General features: G+C 70.7%; 17 protein-coding genes and 2 pseudogenes. 4 read left to right on the top strand and 15 right to left on the bottom strand.

The genetic code is table 11. The annotated features are described in order from the left end of the window. The first annotated feature begins 227 nt into the window (after positions 1 to 227). From ACYVDG_RS23305 to ACYVDG_RS23315, 3 genes and pseudogenes are all read left to right on the top strand, one after another. Positions 228 to 1,577: pseudogene (locus ACYVDG_RS23305) on the top strand (IS30 family transposase). 7 nt (positions 1,578 to 1,584) lie between these two features. Then, positions 1,585 to 1,902 (top strand): annotated as a pseudogene (locus ACYVDG_RS23310) (integrase core domain-containing protein); the annotation flags it as partial. Positions 1,903 to 2,114: 212 nt separating this feature from the next. Continuing rightward, positions 2,115 to 3,194 (top strand): RNA ligase (ATP), encoded by a 1,080-nt coding sequence (locus ACYVDG_RS23315; RefSeq protein ID WP_460757720.1) that lies wholly within the window; start codon positions 2,115 to 2,117, stop codon positions 3,192 to 3,194. A 47-nt stretch (positions 3,195 to 3,241) separates the two neighbouring features. Here ACYVDG_RS23315 and ACYVDG_RS23320 read toward each other — a convergent pair whose 3' ends face one another. From ACYVDG_RS23320 to ACYVDG_RS23330, 3 genes are all read right to left on the bottom strand, one after another. Further along, on the bottom strand, positions 3,242 to 4,828 hold the full coding sequence (locus tag ACYVDG_RS23320; protein WP_460757721.1) for a PH domain-containing protein: 1,587 nt from the start codon (positions 4,826 to 4,828) through the stop codon (positions 3,242 to 3,244). A 98-nt stretch (positions 4,829 to 4,926) separates the two neighbouring features. After that, entirely contained in the window at positions 4,927 to 5,463 is a 537-nt protein-coding gene (locus ACYVDG_RS23325; RefSeq protein ID WP_460757722.1) for a PH domain-containing protein, read from the bottom strand. After that, positions 5,460 to 6,089 carry a TetR/AcrR family transcriptional regulator gene (locus tag ACYVDG_RS23330; RefSeq protein WP_460757723.1) on the bottom strand — a complete coding sequence of 210 codons (630 nt, stop codon included), beginning with the start codon at positions 6,087 to 6,089 and terminating at the stop codon, positions 5,460 to 5,462. The genes ACYVDG_RS23325 and ACYVDG_RS23330 overlap by 4 nt, the downstream gene beginning before the upstream one ends. 99 nt (positions 6,090 to 6,188) lie before the next feature. On the opposite strand from ACYVDG_RS23330, the gene ACYVDG_RS23335 reads away from it, so the two are divergent. Further along, positions 6,189 to 6,920 (top strand): DUF998 domain-containing protein, encoded by a 732-nt coding sequence (locus tag ACYVDG_RS23335; protein WP_460757724.1) that lies wholly within the window; start codon positions 6,189 to 6,191, stop codon positions 6,918 to 6,920. Between the two features lie 37 nt (positions 6,921 to 6,957). Here the strand turns inward: ACYVDG_RS23335 and ACYVDG_RS23340 are convergent, their stop codons facing one another. From ACYVDG_RS23340 to ACYVDG_RS23395, 12 genes are all read right to left on the bottom strand, one after another. Beyond that, a complete protein-coding gene (locus ACYVDG_RS23340; protein ID WP_460757725.1) occupies positions 6,958 to 7,908 on the bottom strand; it encodes a phosphotriesterase family protein in 951 nt (316 codons plus the stop codon). 53 nt (positions 7,909 to 7,961) lie between these two features. After that, positions 7,962 to 8,885 carry a shikimate dehydrogenase family protein gene (locus tag ACYVDG_RS23345; RefSeq protein WP_460757726.1) on the bottom strand — a complete coding sequence of 308 codons (924 nt, stop codon included), beginning with the start codon at positions 8,883 to 8,885 and terminating at the stop codon, positions 7,962 to 7,964. Next, positions 8,882 to 9,928 carry an NAD(P)-dependent oxidoreductase gene (locus ACYVDG_RS23350; RefSeq protein ID WP_460757727.1) on the bottom strand — a complete coding sequence of 349 codons (1,047 nt, stop codon included), beginning with the start codon at positions 9,926 to 9,928 and terminating at the stop codon, positions 8,882 to 8,884. Before ACYVDG_RS23350 ends, ACYVDG_RS23345 begins: the two co-directional genes overlap by 4 nt. Then, the gene (xylB, locus tag ACYVDG_RS23355; protein WP_460757728.1) at positions 9,925 to 11,418 is read right to left on the bottom strand and encodes a xylulokinase; all 1,494 of its coding nucleotides are present in this window, start codon (positions 11,416 to 11,418) and stop codon (positions 9,925 to 9,927) included. The genes ACYVDG_RS23350 and xylB overlap by 4 nt, the downstream gene beginning before the upstream one ends. Before the next feature lie 34 nt (positions 11,419 to 11,452). After that, positions 11,453 to 12,046, bottom strand: coding sequence for a glucose-6-phosphate isomerase family protein (locus ACYVDG_RS23360; protein WP_460757729.1), 594 nt, complete (start codon positions 12,044 to 12,046; stop codon positions 11,453 to 11,455). After that, on the bottom strand, positions 12,039 to 13,118 hold the full coding sequence (locus tag ACYVDG_RS23365) for an ABC transporter permease (protein ID WP_460757730.1): 1,080 nt from the start codon (positions 13,116 to 13,118) through the stop codon (positions 12,039 to 12,041). Before ACYVDG_RS23365 ends, ACYVDG_RS23360 begins: the two co-directional genes overlap by 8 nt. Further along, the gene (locus ACYVDG_RS23370) at positions 13,108 to 14,775 is read right to left on the bottom strand and encodes a sugar ABC transporter ATP-binding protein (protein WP_460757731.1); all 1,668 of its coding nucleotides are present in this window, start codon (positions 14,773 to 14,775) and stop codon (positions 13,108 to 13,110) included. Before ACYVDG_RS23370 ends, ACYVDG_RS23365 begins: the two co-directional genes overlap by 11 nt. Positions 14,776 to 14,784: 9 nt before the next feature. After that, positions 14,785 to 15,810, bottom strand: coding sequence for a substrate-binding domain-containing protein (locus ACYVDG_RS23375; RefSeq protein ID WP_460757732.1), 1,026 nt, complete (start codon positions 15,808 to 15,810; stop codon positions 14,785 to 14,787). A 205-nt stretch (positions 15,811 to 16,015) separates the two neighbouring features. After that, positions 16,016 to 16,804: a GntR family transcriptional regulator gene (locus ACYVDG_RS23380; protein ID WP_460757733.1), complete on the bottom strand. Its 789-nt coding sequence runs from the start codon at positions 16,802 to 16,804 to the stop codon at positions 16,016 to 16,018. Between the two features lie 49 nt (positions 16,805 to 16,853). Beyond that, complete coding sequence (locus ACYVDG_RS23385) at positions 16,854 to 18,047, bottom strand: anhydro-N-acetylmuramic acid kinase (protein WP_460757734.1); 1,194 nt, start codon at positions 18,045 to 18,047, stop codon at positions 16,854 to 16,856. Positions 18,048 to 18,215: 168 nt separating this feature from the next. Further along, a complete protein-coding gene (locus ACYVDG_RS23390) occupies positions 18,216 to 18,413 on the bottom strand; it encodes a hypothetical protein (RefSeq protein ID WP_460757735.1) in 198 nt (65 codons plus the stop codon). Positions 18,414 to 18,492: 79 nt separating this feature from the next. Beyond that, a complete protein-coding gene (locus tag ACYVDG_RS23395) occupies positions 18,493 to 20,319 on the bottom strand; it encodes a flavin-containing monooxygenase (protein ID WP_460757736.1) in 1,827 nt (608 codons plus the stop codon). Positions 20,320 to 20,391 lie beyond the last annotated feature (72 nt).

Genomic DNA, 20,391 nt, shown 5'->3' on the forward strand with positions numbered 1-20,391 from the left:
CTCTCGGCCCTGGAGATGGCTCTGTGGCGTCGCGATCGCGGCGGCAGGCCCGTCCATGTGGGCGAGCTGGTGCATCATTCCGATGCGGGCTCGCAGGGCGGATTCAACTGGTCGTCGCAACACCTCGATCACGAAGGTGTGCGATGGGACGCAAGAACAAGCAGATACCCCAGGCGCCTGCGGGAGCGCGACGGCAGTGGGCAGCGGATCGGGCACTACGGCCGCCGATGCGCTCACCGGGCCGCCCGGAGCCCTCGCGTGCGGTGCAGCGGGACTTCTGGCGACAGGTCGCCTCGGGTGTGACCACGGCCGAGGCCGCCCAAGCGGTTGGTGTGTCATGGCCGGTCGGGGCCCGTTGGTTCCGGCACGCTGGCGGCATGCCTCCCATCAGCCTGGATGAGCCCACGGGCCGCTACCTGTCGTTCGTCGAACGCGAGGAGATCGCGCTGCTGCGTGCCCACGGGTGCGGGGTGCGCGAGATCGCCCGCAGGATCGGAGGCGATGCGGGAACGATCTCGCGTGAGCTGCGCCGCAACACGGCGACCAGGGGCGACAAACCCGAGTACCGGGCCTTGGTGGCGCAGTGGAAGGCGCAGTAGGCCAGCAAGCGCCCCAAGACGGCCAAGCTCGTGGACAACGATCGGCTACGCGAGTACGTGCAGGAACGGCTCGCCGGGAGCGTTCGCCGACCCGACGGCACCATCGTCGAAGGACCCCGGACACCAGCGTGGAAGGGGCTGAACAAGCCGCATCGACAGGATCGGCGTTGGTCTGTGGCGTGGAGCCCGCAACAGATCGCCCAACGGCTCAAGCTCGACTTCCCTGATGATGAGTCCATGCGTATCAGTCACGAGGCGATCTACCAGTGCCTGTTCATCGAGGGGCGCGGCGCGCTCAAGCGTGAGTTGGTCGCGTGTTTGCGTACCGGGCGGGCACTGCGGGTTCCCAGAGAGCGGGCACGCAACAAGCCGCAAGGACATGTCACCACCGATGTCGTCCTCTCAGAGCGCCCCGCCGAAGCTGCGGATCGTGCGGTCCCGGGGCACTGGGAAGGGGATCTCATCATCGGGACGGGCCGGTCCGCGATCGGCACGCTCGTCGAGCGCAGCAGCCGATCCACGCTGCTGGTGCACCTGCCCCGGTTGGAGGGTTGGGGCGAGAAACCGACGGTGAAGAACGGTCCCTCGCTCGGTGGATACGGTGCCGTGGCGATGAATGCAGCGCTGACGGTGTCGATGGCGAAACTGCCCGAGCAGCTACGAAAAACCCTCACCTGGGACCGTGGTAAGGAGCTGTCCGCGCACGCCCAGTTCGCGCTTGAGACCGGGACGAAGGTGTTCTTCGCTGATCCGCATTCGCCTTGGCAACGGCCGACAAACGAGAACACGAACGGGTTGCTGCGCCAGTACTTCCCGAAGGGTACTGATCTGTCTCGGTGGTCGTTTGAGGACCTTGAAGCTGTTGCCCTGGCGGTGAACAATCGGCCTCGTAAGGTCCTGGGCTGGCGGACTCCGGCCGAGGTTTTCGAGGAGCAGCTACGCTCGCTACAACAGCCCGGTGTTGCAACGACTGATTGAACTCCCCCAGTACACCTCGTTCCTGCTCACCGCGCATCTGGCCGGTGAGGGCATCGCCGCCTCCATCGGATCGGTGGGCGATGCCTACGATAACGCTCTGATGGAGTCAGCGATCGGGTTGTACAAGACCGAGTTGATCAAACCGCGTCGCCCGTGGAAGACGCTGGGCGGGGTCGAGTTGGCCACGGCTGAGTGGGTGGACTGGTTCAACAACACCCGGCTCCACGGTGAGCTCGGTCACGTTCCACCCGAGGAGTATGAAGCCAACTACTACCTTCACAACATCCTGGAACCGCAGGTCACAGCACAGAACATGAGTCTCTAACCAACCCGGGGCGATTCACATCTCCGTCTCCAATAAAGCCGCGGGCCATCCGTCCTGACACCGGCCCGCACCAGCCAGGAACAACGTTCCCGGCCGTGCCGGAACGCCGCCTCCGCGGGAAAAGACGTTGTGGACTTCGCGGGTACTCGGACACAGTGGCCCAGGCACAGACTCGATCGTCCTCAACGGACCCTCACAGGAGGAGGAAGACCATGTCCACCCTTCGGGTGACCGCCGAGCGGCTCACGATCCACCCGCACCCCGACGCCGACGCGTTGGAGCTCGCGCAGGTCGGTCTGTTCCACGCGGTCGTCCCGAAAGGGGCCTACCGAACCGGCGAATGGGCGGTCTACATTCCCGAGAACGCCGTACTGCCGGGCGAGCTCATCGAAGAGCTGGGCCTGACCGGCAAGCTCGGGGGCTCCAAACGCAACCGGGTCAAGCCGATCCGGCTGCGCGGTGAGGTGTCTCAGGGCATCGTCTGCCGACCCTCGAAGTTCGACGGCCGCAATCTCGCCGCCGACCACGAGGCCGGTACGGACTTCGCCGGTGATCTCGGGATCACCAAGTGGGTTCCGGAAGTCCCGCTGCACATGAGCGGCGAGCTCACCCCCGCCCCCGACCTGCTCAGGTGGATCGAGGTGGAGAACGTCAAGCGCTACCCCGACGTGTTCGAGCAGGGGGAGCCGGTCGTGGCCACGGAGAAGATCCACGGCACGGCCTGCCTGTACACCCTGGTCACCGAGACGGGGGAGGGGTTCGTCTCCTCCAAGGGCCAGGGCGCCAAGGGCCTCGGTCTGGTGCACTCGGCGGACAACCTGTATTGGAAGGCGGTGGACGCACACGGCGTCGCCAAGGCCGCGCGCATGATCGCGGAGCGTTTCGGCGCCACGCGGGTGGGCGTGTTCGGGGAGGTGTTCGGCTCGGGCGTGCAGGACCTGAAGTACGGCGAGACCGGACGCAGTGAACGGCCCGGCTACGCGGTGTTCGATGTGCGCATCGACGTCGACGGCGCCTCTCGGTGGATCGACGCCGCGGACCTGCCCGACCTCCTCACGGAGGTGGAGCTGCCCGCGATGCCGCAGCTCTACGACAGCCCCTACGACGAGGCCGCGCTGTTCGCGGCCGCGGAGGGCAAGGAGGCCTGGAGCGGGGCCTCCCTGCACCTGCGCGAGGGCGTGGTCGTACGTCCCGCGTACGAGCGGTTCTCCCGGGTCCTGGTCGGACGGGCGATCGCCAAGTTCGTCTCGGATGCCTACCTCACCCGCAAGGGCGGCACGGAGTACGAATAGCGCCGCGAGTCACCGCTGGCTACGCGTGTCCGCTCCCGCTGCCGCCCTCACCGGGCCTTCGCCTCGGTGGGGGCGGTGGCGGCCGTGGCCGGTATGCCTGTCGCCGGTTCGTCGGTGACCAGGAAGGGGTCGAGGATCCCCGGTGCGGCCACGGCGGCGAACCGGGTGGACTCGTCGGCGGCGATGTCGGGTGTCTCGTACCCCCCGGCCCCGGCCGAGGTCATGGCTGACACACTCCGGAGACCCAGCCAGCGCTGCACCACCGACTCACGGACGACGACGGTGCTCACCGCGTCGCGCCGTAGCGCGGTCGTCGCACGGTTGGCCAACCCTGAGCGGAGGACGACGTATTCGTCGGCGATGGCGTGGCCCAGTGCCCGGTGGGCGACCACAGCACCGACCAGGCCGAGTGGCCAGAGCACCACGGGAACCGCCCACACCGCCGCCCACGGCACCGCACCGGTCGCGGCCGCCCAGGCGAGCAGACCCGTGGGTACCCCTGCGGCCAGGGTCGCCCACCAGAGCCGTCGGCCCAGTGCGGTACGGGGATGGTGCCGCAACGGAGCCGTCAGCGGATTCCCCGCCGTGGCCAGCACGGCCGCGGCGGTCGGCCGCGCCACGCTCACCGGCCCCCGTGGCAGGACGGCGGTGGGCTGCGACATTGCCCCCTCTTCCAGGCCGGTCGTGATCACCGTGGTGTCGGCCACGCCCAGCCAGCGCCACAGCACCGGCTCGGAGACCTGGACCCCGCGGATCCGGTTCTCGTCGCGGTTGATCTCGCGGGTCCTGAAGAGCCCCTGCCGCGTCCGCAGCAGGGTGCCCTTCGTGCCGGGCACCCGGGCCAGCTGGAAGTTCCAGTACTCGGTCAGGAAGCTGACCGCCATCCCGGCCGCGCCCAGGACGCCCAGCGCGGCCACGCCCGCCAAGGCGGCCCACACCCAGTGGAGGTTCCACACGTCGAGGAGGTTCAGGACCCAGCCGAAGGGATCGACCCCGAACACGGAACCGACCGCGAAGACACCCCAGAGCAGGCCGACGGCGAGGACGTAAGCCCACACGTTGAACATGTTGTACACGAACCACCCGGGCCGGAACCCGGCCAGCACCTGGACCTGTCCGGTGTGCTCGTCCGGGTTCTCCTCGGCTCCGGCGGCCTCTTCAGCCCCCTCGGCCTCTCCAGCCCCCTCGGCCTCCTCGGCTCTTGGCGGCTGAGCGGAGGAACCGAACAGCAGGAGTCGCCGCAGGCTCTGCGCCGCCTCTTTGGACACCGAGTCCAGCTCGAATGCCGACTCGCCGGCTGCCGCCTGCTGTCCCGCGCCGATGTTGACCACGCGCAGGCCCAAGAGCCGGTGCCAGAGTTTGGCGTCCAGGTCCACGCTGCGGATCCGGTCCCTGCGCACCGAACGGTGGTTGCGGACGAACACACCGGTTCGCAGCTCCACGTGCTCCCCGGTTACCCGGTAGCGGGTGAACACCCAGCGCAGCGCGTCACCCGCCGCGCCCAGCACCCCGACGACCGCGACGGCCAGCAGCGGCCACAGGGTTCCGGCCCCGAAACCCTGGTCGAAGACCCACACCGCGATCACCATCGGGGCGAGTGAAAGCAGAGTCCACGCACCGTCGGCCCAGACCATCCGGACGCTCAACCGTGACCAGGGGGCGCTGCTCGTGCCCCCAGCGCCCGTCACCGGGCCCTCCGGGATCGTCCCCTCCGTGCTTTTCTCCGCCGGGGTCATGTGGCATCACCGGGGGTCCGCTGGGTGATGCCGCGCAGGTTCTCTGCCACTTCGGCGGCCACCTCGTGGTTGAGCCCGCCGATCTCGATGGCTCCCCGGGACGAGGCCGTGGTGACCCGGAGCGTGGACAGCCCCAAGAGCTGCTCCAGGGGACCTCGCACCGCGTCCACGGTCTGGATGCGCGAGATCGGCGCCACCCGCCACTCGCGGACCACCCAGCCGCTGAGCCCGTAGACGGCCTCGTCGGTGACCTCCCACCGGTGGACGGCGTACCGCCACCAGGGCTCCACGAGAGTCCCCACCAGGGTCAGAACGGCCGCGACCAGCAGAGCCAGGAGCAGCCACGGGCGGGCCGCCTCCCACAGTGCGTAGGCCACGAGCACACCGGCGAGGACCGGGCCGCCGAAGGCCAGCGACTGCAGCGTCCACCACAGGGTGGCCCGGCGTTCGACGCGGTGGCGGGGTGGGCGCAGCCGCACGCCCGGCTGCGGAGGGTTGGTTTCCGGAACGGGCTTCGGTGGTGCCGTACTCATGGGGAATCCTCCCGGCGGATCGCGTGGTGGACGAAGTCGAGGAGCGTGTCCAGCTGGTTGTCCAGGTCGACACCCGGGTCCATGGCCCAGGCGGTCAGCAGACCGTCGACAGAGAACAGGATGATGGTGGCGGTGCCCCGGGGGTCGAAGCCCCGGAACTCGCCCTCCTCCTGTCCTCGGCGGAGGATCCCCGACAGCTCCTCGACCTCCTCCTCCAAGGAGTCGGCGAAGTGCCGCGAACCGTCGGGGGAGCGGTGGTTGGTGATGATGTCGGACATGGCGAGGAACCCGGTGCGGTGCGCGCCGAAGTGCTCCACCTGACCGCTGATCCACGCTCTGACCTGACCCGAGGCGGTGGGTTCTGCTGAGATCCGGGCGGTCATGTGCTCCCCGGCCGCCTCGATGAACTGTTCCGCCACCCGGACCAGGAGTTCGTCCTTGCCCGCGAAGTGGTACGAGATCACGCTCTTGCTGATCCCGGCCTGTTCGGCGATCCGGGACAGCGAGGTGTTGGCGTAGCCGACCCGGGCCACCGTCTCCGAGGCGGCCTTGATGACCTGCTCCCGCCGCGCCTGCTCGATGAACGAGGAACGCTTGCGGCCGGATGGACTGTTTTCAGTCTGCATGTTCCTATTTTAGGCCGATCGGCCTACGATGGCGCAAGGGCCAACGGGCACAAGCGATGGAACACGGTGGTGAGTACCGACATGAGTACGGAAGACCCGATGCGAGGATCTCGCCTCTCCACATACCGGCTTCTGCTCTGCGGCGTGGCCGCCGGGCCCCTGTTCGTCGCGGTCTTCACCGTCGCCGGCGCCCTCCGAGCGGACTACGACCCCCTGCGCCACCCGGTGAGCGCCCTGTCCCTGACCGGGGCCGGGTGGGTCCAGGTCGCGAATTTCCTGGTCACCGGGGTGCTTCTGGTGCTCTTCGCGGTCGGCGCGCGCAGGGCGCTCAATCAGGGGGCGCTCGGGCGCAAGACGAAGTCGGGCGCCAAACCCTGGCTGCTCGGGATGGGCGGGGTCGGGCTGTTCGGCGCCGGGCTCTTCCCCGGCGACCCGCTCAGCGGCTACCCGCCGGGCACCCCGGACCACATCGTCTACACTCCTCCGGGGATCGCGCACGACGCGCTGTCGATGCTCTTCTTCCTGGGGATCCCCTTGGCTTGCGCCGCCTTCACCGGCTGGTCGCTCCGGACCCGTAGATGGGTACTGGCGGCCTACTCCGTCCTCAGCGCGATCGGGTTCCTCACCTTCTTCTTGGTGGCGAGCGAAGGGTTCATCCAGACTCCCGGCTTCGTCGAGTGGGGCGGACTCAACCAGCGCGTCTCCATCGCCACCGGCCTCGCCTGGACCACGGTGGTCGCCCTCGTCCTGACCTCGCTGACCCGGTCCCAGGAGAGCCGGTCACAGCAGGACGCCGCGCATGCCGGGACCAGCGCGCCCACAAGGTCATGAGCCCCGTCTCTCGAGTCCTGTCGGCGGCCGCCCTGGGTCAGGGAGCGGACGGCCACGACAGCCAGGCCGCCGGGTTGGCCACCAGGATCGCGGCCAATACCTCGTCACCGAGTTCCGTGCGAACCCGGGGCAGGAAACGGGTCGGCAGGTAGTCCATCCCGGGCATGCCGCCGTAGGCCCGGTACCGGGTGCGCCTGGCCGCGTCGCCGCCGAGGAGGAGGCGGTCCGGGCCGACACGCTCCACGGTGCGGACCAGGCAGTCCAGCACCGCCGAATCGGGCAGTGTCCGGTGCCGGGCCATGCCGTCGTAGCCCAAGTAGCAGCCGGTGGCGCACAGCTCCGCGTGCAGCCCCGGGTCCGGGTTGCGGTCGGCGTGCGCGAGCGCGACCGACGAGGCCGGCACCCCCGACGAATCCAGGATCTCCAGCACCTCGAAGGCAGCGCTGCCGTGCTCCAGGTGCACCATGACCGGCGCGCCCGTCGCCCGGTGCGCCGCGGCCACCGCCGCCAAGACCCGGTGCTCGAAGGGGGAGACCGACCAGTAGCCGACCCCCGCCTTGAGGAGCCCGGCGCGCACGGGGGAGCCCCCCGACTCTGTTCCCGCCCCGGCCCCGGCCTCCGAGCCTGAGCCCGCTTCCGCCGCCTCCTCGGTGAGGTTTCGGAGGAAGAGTTCCACCAGCCCCTCCTCCGTGAGCCCGAGCAGCGGGTCGCCGTCGCGGTAGTGCACTTGACGGTGACAGCCGGTGGTGGCGACGACGTTCAGGCCGGTCGCCTCCGCCACACGCGCGCTGGCCGCCGGGTCCCGGCCGAGGCCGAGCGGGGTGGCTTCCACCAGGGCGTCGATCCCGGCGACACCGAGCATCGCCGCTTCGTCCCTGCTCGCCTCCTCGTCGTCCAGCTCGTCGCCGGGCAGGAGCGGACTCACCTGGAACAGGTGCTCGTGGTAGTCGGTCCGGCCGAGCCGCTGCGGCGGGATGTCCCCGAGCACCGTCCGGACGAACGCACCGGACCTCCCGGCCGTCGCAGTCCTCCTCGCGGGCGTCACCGGACGCCCTCCGCCAGCTCGGACAGGCTGGAGACGTCCTCCTGGGTGATGGCCAGGTCGAAGACCTCGGCAATCGCCTGCGACCAGCCGTGCACGAAGTAGCGCCAGCCGTCCACGGAGTGCGCCCCGGCGGCCCGGGCCTGGTGCAGGAAGTCGAGTTCGCCGCGGTAGTTGATCTCCCACGCGATCGCACTCTCGGGGAACCGTGCCCGGTCCGAGACCGGAGAGCCCGGCATGTCCTTGCCCATGCCGGTGGCGTTGACGACGAGGCTGCCCGGTGGCAGTCCATTCAACAGGTCGTCCGCCGGGCCGTCGACCACCACCGGTTCCAGGACCACCGGTTCGGGCTCGGGGCCGCCGGGTGCCGCCTCCGCGAGGATCCTGCCCATGGAGTCGAGCGGACCCCGGTCCAGGGCCGTCGCCACGATCCGCCCCGGCCGGTCCCGGCGGTTGGCCAGGTACCAGGCGATGGCGGTACCGGCTCCGCCGGAGCCGAGGACGAGTACGTCGCCCCCGGTGTCGGTGAAATGGGTGGGGGAGAGGAACTCCTCCAGGGACAGGCCCGCGGTCAGCGGGTCCTTGGCGTGGCCCAGGAGCCGCCCGCCGCGCTTGGACACCGCCGACACCTCGCCGCACAGCCGTCCGAACCCGTCCACCTCGTCGAACAGGTCCCCGGCCGCCCGGTAGACCCCCGTCTTGTGGCTGGTGACGAGTGCTCCCGCGTACCGCTGGTCGTCGCGCAGCAGCTCGACGGTCTTGCGGTAGTCCCCGTCCGGGGCGCCGAGCGGAAGGTCGTGGCCGACCAGGTGTGCGCCGGGCAGCCCGAGGGCCTCGGCCCACAGCGGGAACACCCGTTGGATCGACGAACCGGCCGTGCTCACACCGACGAACCCCAGGGCGCTTCCCGGCTGGTCACTCATACACTCCCGCCTTCCCCGGCCTGTGGTGGCTCCGGCGCCCTCTGCCCTGGTCCCTCGTGCGCCGGTGGCGGTACGAGGCCCGGTGGTGTCCGGCCGTCGAGGACCGCCAGGACGTTGTGTACCGTACCCGTGCCCATCCGGTCGATCGCCTCCACCGTCTGCGCGCCCGAGTGGGGGGTGACGACCACGCGGTCGGCGAGGTCGGCGGCGAGGAGCGGGGACGGGTCCGCGTGTCCCTCGGACGTGCCGTGTTCCGAGGCCAGGGTGTCCGCCGCGTACCCGGCCAAGGTTCCGGCGCGCAGTGCTGCGGCGACGGCGGCCTCGTCGACCGTGTCCGCCCGGGCCGTGTTCACCAGGAACAGCCCGGGTCGCGCGGAACCCAGCCACACGGGGCCGACCACCCGCTCTCCGCCGGGGACGTGCAGGGTGACGGCGTCGCAGTTGGCAGCCAGGCCTTCGAGGGACGCGGGTTCGGCGCCGTACCCGCGCAGAACCGCGTCGGGTACGGCGGGGTCGTGGGCCAGGACCGTGCAGCCGAACCCGCGCACTCGGGCGGCGACGGACCGCCCGATCCGGCCGAAGCCCGCGATGCCCAGGGTGAGGCTCCCCAGTTCGCGCCCGGGACGGGGCCGCCAACGGCCCGCGCGCACGTCTCGGTCGCCCGCTGCGACCCCGCGCAGGGACGCCAGCAGCAGTCCGACGGCCAGGTCGGCGACGGCGGCGGAGTTGGCCCCGGGCGTGTTGGTGACCGGGATCCCGAGTGCGTCGGCGGCCGCGCGGTCCACGTTGTCGACGCCCACGCCGTGGCGGGCGAGCACACGGAGCCGCTTCGCGTGGCGCAGGTGCTCCGCCGTCACCGGTGCGGTACCGCAGATCCACGCCTCGGCCTCCGCCAACGACGGGGCCAGCGCCGCCATCGCGTGGCCGGTGGGGCCGTGCACCACTTGCAGCCCTGCACGCTCCAACTCCCCGACGAGGTCGGAGCTGCCGCGGCCGAACGACCGCGACGTGACGAGCACGGTCCCACGGGTCCCATCGCTCACGGGTGCCTCCTCTCGAACCAGGGCTCCAGTGCCGCGTAGGCGTCTTGGAAGGCTGAGTGCCGTTCGAGGAGGGCGTCGTGCCGCTCCCCGTCCGGTTCGAACTCGGCGGTGACCTCGGACAGGGAGCGCGCGGCGGACAGGTCGTCCAGGAGCCCCGTTCCGACGGCCGCGGTGACGGCCGCGCCGAGGCTGTTGGCCCCCTCCACGATCGACCGGCGCCGGACCGTGGTGCCCCAGGTGTCGGCGAGGATCTGCAGCCAGACGTCGCTCAGGGCGCCGCCGCCGATCGCGTCCACGCGGTCCACCCGGCGACCGGCGTCGGCGAACGCGTCCAAGCAGGTCGCGAGGTTGAACGCCACCCCTTCGAGGACCGCGCGGGTCAGGTGGGTGCGGTCGTGGTGCCGGGCCAAACCGACGAAGGCACCCCGGGCCAGGGCGTTCCAGTTCGGGGAGCGCTCTCCCATCAGATGGGGCAGGAAGTACAGGCCCGCGGTGTCGGCGGGGTCGGCTGCACCCACGAGGCGGTCGATGCCCTTGCCTCCCGGGCCGCCGGGGAGCAGCAGTTCACCGATCCAGTCCAGGGACGCCCCGCCCGCTTGCATCGTGGCCGTCGGCACGTAGTGGCCGGGGACGACGTGGTCGAAGGTCATGCTCCGGCGCATCGGATCGTGCAGGGGTTTCTCGGCCGACATGGAGATCCACGACGACGAGCCGAGGTAGGTGTAGGCGCCGTTGCCCGGGTCGATCACCCCCGTGCCCAGCGCGGCCAGTGGGCCGTCCCCGCCGCCGACCACCACGGGGGTGCCGACGGCGAGCCCGGTCTCCGCCGCCGCGGACACGGTGACCCCGCCCGCGACGGTGGTGGAGGGCACGATCGGCGGGAACAGGCCCGGGTCCACACCGGAGGCCTGCAAGACCTCGGCCGACCACGCGCCGGTGCCCTGGTCGTAGGCGTTGGTGCTGGAGGCGTCGGAGGGGTCGGTGACCAGCTCCCCGGTGAGCCGGTGCACCACGAAGTCTTTTGCCAGGCACACGTGTGCGATGCGGCGGTGCGCTTCCGGCTCGTGCGCGCGCAGCCACAGCAGTTTGGCGAGTGTGTAGGTGGGGTGCAGGCGGTGCCCGAGGTGCCGGTAGGCGCGGTCGGCGCCGAGCCGGCCCTCGAGTTCGGCCGCCTCGTCCACGCTCCGGTGGTCGGCCCAGATCAAGGCCGGCCGGACCGGTTCGTGGGCGGAGTCGAGCACCACGGCCCCCATCATCTGGCCGCTGAAACCGACGGCCCGCACCGACGCGGGGCTGGTTCCGGTCGTGGCCAGGAGGGAGCGCGTCGCCGCGCACACGGCCGCCCACCAGTCCTGCGGGTGCTGCTCGGCCACCCCGCCGTCGGCGTAGTGCGCGGGGTAGTGCTCCGTCGCCGAGGTGACGAGGCGGCCGTCGTCCTGGTGCAGTGAGGCCTTGTTGCCGGTGGTTCCCAGGTCGTGCGCGATGATCATGCGACTCCTCAGGGGCGGGGGTGGCGGTGCGGGTTCAGGGTGAGTACGGCAGGAACTCGTGGGTGCCCGGCCCGCCGGAACCGTTCCGGGCACGGACCACGCGGCGCCCCATCCCGTGGGTGAGGACCCATGCGTAGTCGTGTCCGGCGTCGCCCGGGTAGACCGCGAGGAAGCGGTACGGCTCGTCGCCGACGTTCACACTGCGGTGTGCCCACCCCGGGGGGATGTAGCCGATGACCCCCTCGGCCATGTCGACCCAGGCGCTCTCCCGTCCGTCGTGCATCAGCAGCCCGCCCACGCCGGACAGGCCCACGTAGATCTCACCGCGTGCCTTCGTGTGCTGGTGGCCCTTGGTCATGTGCAGCTCGCCGCCGACCGTGCCCGGGTGGATGGTGGTGATGGACTGGGGCAGCTCCCCGGCCAGTTCGGGTACGGGTGAGGACGCGACCTCGTAGACCACGGGATCCCCCGCCTCGACCGCCGCGGACCAGGCCTCAGCGTCGGCGAAGAGCCCTTCGAGCGCCGACATCCTGCGGGTCTGCACCGGTCCCCGGGGTTCGAGGGCCGCGCGGTCGGCGGTGGCGGTGATCCCCATCGGTGGGACGGGCCGGGCGGTGAACTCAGGCATCGGTACTTCCTCCCTGTTCGGACGCGTCCTGTGCGCGCGGTTTCCTGGACGGGGTACGGCGGCGGTACGACTGCAGCTGGTCCATGGCGACGGCTACGAGGATCAGCACGCCGATCGCGATCTGGAGGTAGAAGGGGTCGATCCCGAGGAGGGTCCCGCCGTTGTTGAGGATCCCGACGATGAGCGCGCCGAGGAACGCCCCCAGCGCGGTCCCCCGCGCCCCGAACAGGCTGGCGCCGCCGATCACGCAGGCCGCGATCGCACTGAGTTCGTAGGTCGTGCCCGCCGTGGGGACCCCGTTGGCGAGGCGGGACGCGAGCAGGACCCCGGCGACCCCGGCGAGCAGCCCTGACGCGGTGAACACGCTGATCTGCACCGCGCGTACCGGGACACCGGACAGGCGCGCCGCTTCCTCGTTGGCGCCGACCGCGTAGACGTAGCGCCCCCACACCGTGCGGCGGAGGGCGAACGTGACCGCCAGCAGCACGATGAGGGTGATCCAGATCAGGTTGGACAGGCCGAGGAACGTGCTGTTGGCGATAGCGACGAATTCGGGCGGGAGCGGCTGGATGGTGCGTCCGCCCGAGATCAGCAGGGTGAGCCCGCGTGCGATGCCCATGAAGCCCAACGTCACGATGAAGGCGGGGATGCGCACCACTGAGACCAGCAGGCCGCTCGTGGCGCCCACCGCCGCACTGGCGAGCAGCGCCAACAGGATCGCGACGGCCACAGGGAGGGCGCCCGAGGTCTCGTACACGGCGGTGGCCGCGATCACGCCGGACAGGCCCACCACGGATCCGACGGAAAGGTCGATCCCCCGAGTGAGGATCACCAGTAGCTGCCCCATCGCGATGATCGCGTAGATGGAGACCTGGCGGCCGAGGTTGTCGAGGTTGGTGAGGGTGAGGAAGGAGTCCGTGGTCAGGGCGAGCGCCAGGACGAGGACGATCAGCACGGGGATACCGTTGACGCCCCGGCCGAGCATCTGCCGTGCGGTCAGGACGTCCTCGGAACGGGACCCCGCCCGGTCCCCGTCCTGGCTGACCGCTTCCTTGCCGGAATCAGTGGTCATGGGGCCGCTCCTTCTCGTCCGATCGGGGCTTCCCGGTGCCGTCGGCTCCCTCGGGGGAGCTTGCGTACCTCTCGGGGGTGCCGCCGGCGCCGTCGGTACCCGCGGTGTCGAGGCTGGCGTGGCGGGCGATCTCGGCCTCGGAGGTGTCGGCCGCCCGGAGGTCGGCGGTGAGGCGTCCGCCCCGCATGACCGTGATGCGGTCGCAGAGGCCGAGCAGCTCCGGCAGGTAGGAGGAGACGACCAGGACCGCCATGCCCCGTTCCGCTAGGCCGGCGACGAGCTGGTAGATCTCCGCCTTGGCACCCACGTCGACGCCCTTGGTGGGCTCGTCCAGGAGGAGGACGCGGGCGTCCAGGGCGAGCCATCGGGCGAGCAACATGCGCTGCTGGTTTCCGCCCGACAGCGATGACGCCGGATCGTCCAGGTCCCGGTACCGCAGTCCGAGGCCCTCGATCGCGGCGTCGGCGTGCCGACGCGTCCACGACGGCGACAGGTAGCCCCAGCGGGACCCCCGCGTGTAGCTGGCGATGGCGATGTTCTCCCGGATGGAGAGCCCCGGCAAGAGCCCGGACTCCTTGCGGTCCTCCGTGAGCATGCCGATGCCGTGTGCTGCCGCGGCCCTGGGAGAGTTCCCCGGCACCTCGGTACCGTCGACCAGTACCGCACCGCCGTGGACGGCGTCGGCGCCGAAGACGGCCTGGAGCAGTTCGGTCCGCCCGGCCCCCACCAGGCCGGCCAGGCCCACGATCTCCCCGGAGTTCACCGTGAGGTCCACGGGATCGGGGAAGGCGGGTGCGGTCAGGCCGCGCACCTCCAGCCGCGGCGTGCTGCCGGGGGAGCGCGGATCGGGGTAGAGGGCGTCGACCGACCGTCCCACCATCGCCTCCACCAGACTGCCCGGGGTGAACTCGGAGATCGGCCGGGTGGTGACGTGTGAGCCGTCGCGCAGCACCGTGACGGTGTCGCCCACCTCGAACATCTCCTCGATGCGGTGCGTGATGTAGAGGACCGCGATGCCTTGGGCGGACAGTGTGCGGACGTGTCCCAGGAGCACGGCGGTCTCGGAGTCCGACAGTGCGGTGGTGGGCTCGTCGAAGACCACCAGACGGGCCTCGTCCCCGAGGACCCTGGCGATCTCCACGAGCTGCCTGGTCGCCATGGGCAGGTCGCCCACGACGCTTTCGGACGGCAGGTCCGCCAGACCGACGCGGGCCAGCCGCTCCCTGGCCAGACGGGACCGGCCCCGCCGGTCGACCAGGCCGAAGACCGACGGAAAGCGCCCCATCAGCAGGTTGTCCTGGACGCTGAGCTGCGGCAGGAGGCTGAGCTCCTGGTAGACCGCTCCGACACCGGCCTCGCGCAGCCTGGCGGGCGTGGGTTGGTGGCCGATGGCCTTTCCGTCCACCGCGTACGTGCCTTGGTCCCGGGGCTCGGCGCCGGTGAGCAGCCGGATCAGAGTCGACTTGCCCGCCCCGTTCTCGCCCGCGACACAGCGGACCTCACCGGGCAGGAGGCACAGGTCGACCCGGTCGAGGGCGCGCACCGGACCGTAGGACTTGCTGAGGCCCACGGCCTCGACGACGGGTGCCCTGCCCCCTGCCGACGCCTTTTCCGCCGAGGACCGCGGGGGGTCGGGCCGCTGTGGCCGCTCACTCATCGCCACCCGCTATCCGGTCGTGGTGGGCGGGTCGAGCAGGACCTGCAGGTCATCGTCGTCGATATTGTCGATGTCGACGACGACCGCCCCCGGATCGAGCTGGACCGGGGCGATGCGGTCGGAAGCTGTCATGGCGGCCTCAACCACGCCCTGGTAGCCGAAGAAGACGGGGTTCTGCACGATGAGCGCGTCGATGCTGCCGTCCCGGACCGCCTCCACCTCGGCGGGGTCGGAGTCGAACGCGACCACGGAGACCTCGTCGGAACCGAATTCGTCCACCGCGCGTGCGGCGCCGGTCCCGGAGGTGTTGTTGTCCGCGAACACACCGGCCAGGTCGGGGTTGGAGTTGAGGGCGTCCGCCACATCGGTGACGGCGGTGTTGATGTCGTTCTCGTTCACCAAGGTCTGCGTGATCTCGGCGTCCGGGCAACCGCTGGCCAGGCCCTGCTCGAAACCCTCGAAGCGGTCGATGAGTACCTGCTGGCCGGAAGCGCCGGACTCGTGCAGGACCTGTCCGTCCTCCTCACCGCGCTCGCCGAGCAGGTCGCACATGCGCTCGCCGGCCTGCTCGCCGGCCTTGATGTTGTCGGTACCGATGAACCCGTCGTGATCGGTCTCCACGGCGTTGTCCGCGATGATCACCGGGATCCCGGCGTCGCGGGCGCGGTCGATGGTGCTGTCGAGGGCAGTGGAGGAGTTGGGAGCCAGCACGATCGCGTCGACCCCCCGGGTGATCGAGTCCTCGAGCATGCTCACCTGCTCCTCGATGTCGGCTTCGGACGTGGGGCCGGTGAGGTGGACGTCCACGCCGAAGTCCTCTCCGGCCTGCTCCGCCCCGGCGAGCATCGACTGCCAGAAGTCGGAGTCGGTGGCCTTGACGAGGACGTCGACACGGAGTCCGGCGGCCTCGGACCCGGCGGCCTCCTCCGTGGCGGCGCCGCCGAAGACGGCCCGGCCGCCGATGACGCCGATGGCGAGGGCAAGTACCACGGCGAGTCCGGCGAGGGTTGGGGAAACGGTCCTGGGGCGTCTCATGGGTCGATCACTCCCGTTCGGGTGTGCCATCGCCCTGTGTATTGCCCCCGTCTGCGATGGCGCGGAGATTTCCGGGGAGTGTAATCCTGTAATTACAAGTGACGCAAGTCTCATCGGAGAAGCTTCCGCCACCCCCGCCCCCCCGCCCCCGCCAGACGGCCCGGGGGCGGGGCACCCTCCTGGGCAGCGGGAGCCTGGGCGGAGGTCAGTCCTCGTCGGTGACGATCATGAGCGGGCGCGGCGGGGACCCCGGGTCGGAAATACGGGTCAGCTCGACCTCCATGCGGCTGCGGTCGCCCCGGTGGAAGGCCACGAAGCTCTCCACAGGCCGCTCTTCGGCGTTCACGCTCAGGCTCCTCAGCACGAGCACCGGGGAACCCGCCCGCACCCCCAGGTCCGAGGCGAGCGAAGGGCTGGCCACGGACGCCTCGATCGTGCGGCGTCCGCGCGCAAGGCGCACCCCGTAGGACTGCTCCAAGAGCCGGTACAGCGACTGTTCGGTGAGGTCCTCGTCCACCAGTCCAGGAGCGACCTCCTCGGGCAGGTCGGTCACCGTCAGTACCCAGGGGACGTCGTCGACGAACCGCAGGCGCTCGATGTGCACCACCGGGTGCCCTACCTCGACCCCGAGCTCGGCGGCGACCCGGCTGTCCGCACGGCGGGACTCCAGGCTCCGCACCTCGCTGCGCAGGTGCGAACCGCGCGCCTCGGCGTCCTCGAACAGGCCGGTCAGCGACTGGGCCAGGCCCTCGTTCACTTTGGGTCCGGCCACGAAAGTGCCTCGCCCCTTGAGCCGCTCGATCACGCCCGCGTACTCCAGCTCGGTGAGCGCCTGGCGCACCACCGTACGGGAGACGTCGTAGGTGAGGCACAGCTCGTGGTCTCCCGGGAGCCGCGCCCCGGCCCTGAGTCCACGGCGCTCGATGTCGGCCAGCAGGATCTGTTTGAGCTGGTGGTAGTACGGCATCGGCGACGTACGGTCGATGGTCATCATGTAATGAGAGGATAACCAGTCGTCCGTCGGGCGGTGCGATCGGTTCAGCTCAGGCGCCAGGACTCTCGACGCGCAGGCGCCGGGGTGTGACGGTGGCCGGTTCGGGCATGCGGAGCGGTCCGGCGCCCGGGGTGAGGCGGCCGGCGATCGGTGCCCTGCGGGCACCGGTGCAGGACGGCACGGAACCGGCGAGCCCGTGCCAGCTGAGGAGGCCGATCAGCGCGAACAGGTAGGCCTCCTTGGCGTCGCTGTCCAGCCCGAGGTCTTCAGAGGTGCCCAGCCGCGCGGGGCCGAGCCGGTCGGCCAGCCGCTCCATCAGCACAGGGTTGTGGGCGCCGCCTCCGGAGGCGAGGACCTCGGCCACACCGAGGGGGCGCAGCGCGTCCGCGACGGTGACGGCGGTGACCTCCACCAGGGTGGCGAGCAGGTCCGCGCCCGAGAGGTTCGTGCCCAGGGTCTTGCCGCTGCCGCGCAGGGCGGCGTCGAGGTGGTCGGGGCCGAACAGCTCCAGTCCGGTGGTCTTGGGCGGGGACAGCTGGTAGTACGGCTCGGCGAGCAGGTATTCCAGCAGCGCGGGGTCGGGGCGGCCGGCCCCGGCAAGTGCGCCGCCCGCGTCGAAGTTCTCCCGGCCCTCCGTGACCAGGCGCATCGCGGCGTCCATGAGGGCGTTGGCCGGGCCGGTGTCGAACGCCTGGGGCGGGCTCCCCCCGCGTGCGACCGTGACGTTGGCGATCCCGCCGAGGTTGAGCGCCGCGGTGGGTTCCGCGTGCCCACCGAGCAGTAGCAGGTCCAGTGTGCTCGCCAGTGGGGCGCCCTGACCTCCGGCGGCCACGTCGGCCACCCTCAGGTCCGACACCACGGGAAGGCCGGTGGCCTCGGCGATCCACGCGGGCTGGCCGAGCTGGAGAGTCCCGTGCACGGTGCCGCCTTCGGCCCAGTGGAAGAGGGTCTGTCCGTGCGTGGCGACCAGGTCGGCCCGTCCGTCGGTGAACTCCTCGATCCCGCTCCGGGCCGCCTCCCCGAACTCCTGGCCGATGCGTGTGTCCAGCTGGCACACGGTCTCCAACGTGGTCCGGGCTGGTGGCAGCGCCTCACGGATCTGGTGGAGCAGGGGCGCGGAGTAGGGGCGGGTGAGGTGGCCCATCGGCGTGAGCCGCACCAGGTCGCCGTCCAGCTCCATGCGGGCGGCGGCGACGTCGATCCCGTCCGCCGAGGTACCGGAGGAAACACCGATGACGATCATGCGGCTCCTAAGCCAGGGGTGGTGCGTGTGAGGTGTCGACCGGGGGTCGGCACCCGACGTTACCCGCCGGGAACCCGCAGGGCATCACCGGTATGCCGTGTGCAGCGGCGGCGCCCCCCGGCTCCGGCCGAGGGGTCACCGGACGGTGGCGGGGGCCGCTCTGGCGGGTCAGCGCCGTCGGCGGCTCGACCGGGTCCCGTACCCGGCCATGTGCACGGCCAGGAAGGCCAGTCCGGCGAGAGCCATCGTCGTGGGGGTAACGAAACCCTCGATGCTCTGGCCGAGGAGCTCCAGGAGAAGGGCGATTCCGAACAGGACCGCCGCGGTGATCGCGAACACGGTGCCTCCGGGGGGGTTGGTCGGCACTGCGGTTGGAGTTGCGGTGTACCCGGAAGCCGCCCGGGTAACCGGATTCCCGGGCGGCGCCCCCGTGGTCCTCCCGTGCTCAGCTCAGGTGGTGCACCTCCTGCAGCCCGTACACGGGGGTGGGGATGTCCTCGTGGCGGGCCTTGAGCTGGAGCGCGAGGTACAGCGAGTAGTGCCGTGACTGGTGCAGGTTGCCCCCCTGGAACCAGAGTCCTTCCTGCCGGGTGGGTTTCCACATGTTGCGCTGTTCGCCCTCCCACGGGCCGGGGTCCTTGGCCGTGTCCGAACCGAGGCCCCACACCTTCCCGACCCGGTCGGCGACCTCCTGGCTGATCAGGTCGGCGGCCCAGCCGTTCATCGATCCGTAGCCGGTCGCGTACACCACGAGGTCGGCCGGGAGCTCCGTGCCGTCCTCGAGAACCACGGAGTCCTCGGTCAGCTCACGGACCTGGCCGTGCGCGAGCTGCACGTCCCCGTTGGCGACGAGGTCGGCGGCGCCCACATCGATGTAGTAGCCCGACCCCCGGCGCAGGTACTTCATGAACAGCCCGGACTCGTCGTCGCCCCAGTCGAGCCGGAACCCGGCCCTCGCCAGGCGTTCGTAGAAGTCCCGGTCGCGCTCCTTGATCGCGGCGTAGATCGGCTGCTGGAACGTGTGCATGATCCGGTACGGAAGCGATGCGAAGGTCAGGTCGGCCTTGTGCGTCGTCATGCCCGCGGCCAGGGCGCGCTCGGAGTAGAGGTCGCCGAGCCCGAGGTCCATCAGGGAGTCGGACCGCACGATGTGCGTGGACGAGCGCTGCACCATCGTCACGTCGGCGCCGTTCTCCCACAGCGCACCGCAGATGTCGAAGGCCGAGTTGTTCGACCCGACGACTACGACCCTGCGGCCCCGGTAGGCGTCCGGACCGGGGTGCTGGGAGCTGTGGTGCTGCTCCCCGCCGAACCGGTCCTGTCCCGGGAGCTCGGGCACGTTGGGTTTGCCGGACATGCCGGTAGCGAGCACCAGGTGCTTGGGACGCAGCGTGAGCTCCTCGCCGTCTCGGTCGACGACAACGGTCCACTCGCCGCTCTCCTCGTCGTAGGCGGCGCTCTCACAGGTGGTGGAGGACCAGTAGTTGACCTCCATGACCTTGGTGTACATCTCCAGCCAGTCCGCGATCTTGTCCTTGGGGGCGAACACGGGCCAGTTGCGCGGGAAGTCCAGGTAGGGGAGGTGGTCGTACCAGACGGGGTCGTGCAGGCAGAGCGATTTGTACCGGTTGCGCCACTGGTCGCCGGGCCGGGCGTGGCGGTCGACCACCACGTACGGGACGCCGAGCTGGGTGAGCCGGGCCCCGAGTGCGATCCCGCCCTGGCCGCCGCCGACCACCACCACGTAAGGCTGGCGGCTACGGCCCATCTCCTCGACCTCGGCCTCGCGGGCCTCGGCCCAGGTCACCCGGTCGCTGCGGGCCCCGTGCACCGTACCTAGCGGGCGCGATGCGCCCGCTGACTCCTCGTGCCCCTTGAGCTCGTAGAGGGTCGTGAGGAGGGTGAACGCACCCTCCTCGGTCAGGCGCAGGTGCCCGCGTCCGCGGCCGACCGCGGTCTCGAAACCGATCCAGGCCTCGACCACCCCGTCGCTCTCGGTCGGTTCCTCCTCTGTGTGGAAGCCCGACGGGTCCGCGGCGTCGAGGACGGACTCCAGCAGGTCCGCCACGCCTTCGGGACCCTCGACGGTCCGCAGGTTCCAGGTAAACGCGACCAGGTCGCGCCAGAAGCTCGTGGCGGCGAACATCCCCGCCGCCCGTCGGGTGTCGCGGGCGGTAAGCGCGGCATCGAAGTCCGCGAGCCACGCGTCGACGCGTCGCTGGGGCGTGGACAGTCCTGACGATTCCGCCTCGGATTCGGTGAAGAGTGTCATGGGACAGCCTCCTTGGCGTAATGTGACTGCCATCACAGGCCAAAGGGGTGTGCGGCGCACAGGGTTGCGGAT

This window comes from Nocardiopsis oceani, assembly GCF_054777395.1.

Excerpts from the sequence above, each read along its gene's own strand:
- ACYVDG_RS23330 (WP_460757723.1), bottom strand. The coding sequence starts at position 6,089 with ATGCAGACTGAAAACAGTCCATCCGGCCGCAAGCGTTCCTCGTTCATC.
- ACYVDG_RS23375 (WP_460757732.1), bottom strand. The coding sequence starts at position 15,810 with ATGAGACGCCCCAGGACCGTTTCCCCAACCCTCGCCGGACTCGCCGTG.
- ACYVDG_RS23360 (WP_460757729.1), bottom strand. The coding sequence starts at position 12,046 with ATGCCTGAGTTCACCGCCCGGCCCGTCCCACCGATGGGGATCACCGCC.
- ACYVDG_RS23345 (WP_460757726.1), bottom strand. The coding sequence starts at position 8,885 with ATGAGTGACCAGCCGGGAAGCGCCCTGGGGTTCGTCGGTGTGAGCACG.
- ACYVDG_RS23315 (WP_460757720.1), top strand. The coding sequence starts at position 2,115 with ATGTCCACCCTTCGGGTGACCGCCGAGCGGCTCACGATCCACCCGCAC.
- ACYVDG_RS23365 (WP_460757730.1), bottom strand. The coding sequence starts at position 13,118 with ATGACCACTGATTCCGGCAAGGAAGCGGTCAGCCAGGACGGGGACCGG.
- ACYVDG_RS23385 (WP_460757734.1), bottom strand. The coding sequence starts at position 18,047 with ATGATCGTCATCGGTGTTTCCTCCGGTACCTCGGCGGACGGGATCGAC.
- ACYVDG_RS23370 (WP_460757731.1), bottom strand. The coding sequence starts at position 14,775 with ATGAGTGAGCGGCCACAGCGGCCCGACCCCCCGCGGTCCTCGGCGGAA.
- ACYVDG_RS23335 (WP_460757724.1), top strand. The coding sequence starts at position 6,189 with ATGCGAGGATCTCGCCTCTCCACATACCGGCTTCTGCTCTGCGGCGTG.
- ACYVDG_RS23395 (WP_460757736.1), bottom strand. The coding sequence starts at position 20,319 with ATGACACTCTTCACCGAATCCGAGGCGGAATCGTCAGGACTGTCCACG.
- ACYVDG_RS23325 (WP_460757722.1), bottom strand. The coding sequence starts at position 5,463 with ATGAGTACGGCACCACCGAAGCCCGTTCCGGAAACCAACCCTCCGCAG.
- ACYVDG_RS23320 (WP_460757721.1), bottom strand. The coding sequence starts at position 4,828 with ATGGTCTGGGCCGACGGTGCGTGGACTCTGCTTTCACTCGCCCCGATG.
- xylB (WP_460757728.1), bottom strand. The coding sequence starts at position 11,418 with ATGATCATCGCGCACGACCTGGGAACCACCGGCAACAAGGCCTCACTG.
- ACYVDG_RS23380 (WP_460757733.1), bottom strand. The coding sequence starts at position 16,804 with ATGATGACCATCGACCGTACGTCGCCGATGCCGTACTACCACCAGCTC.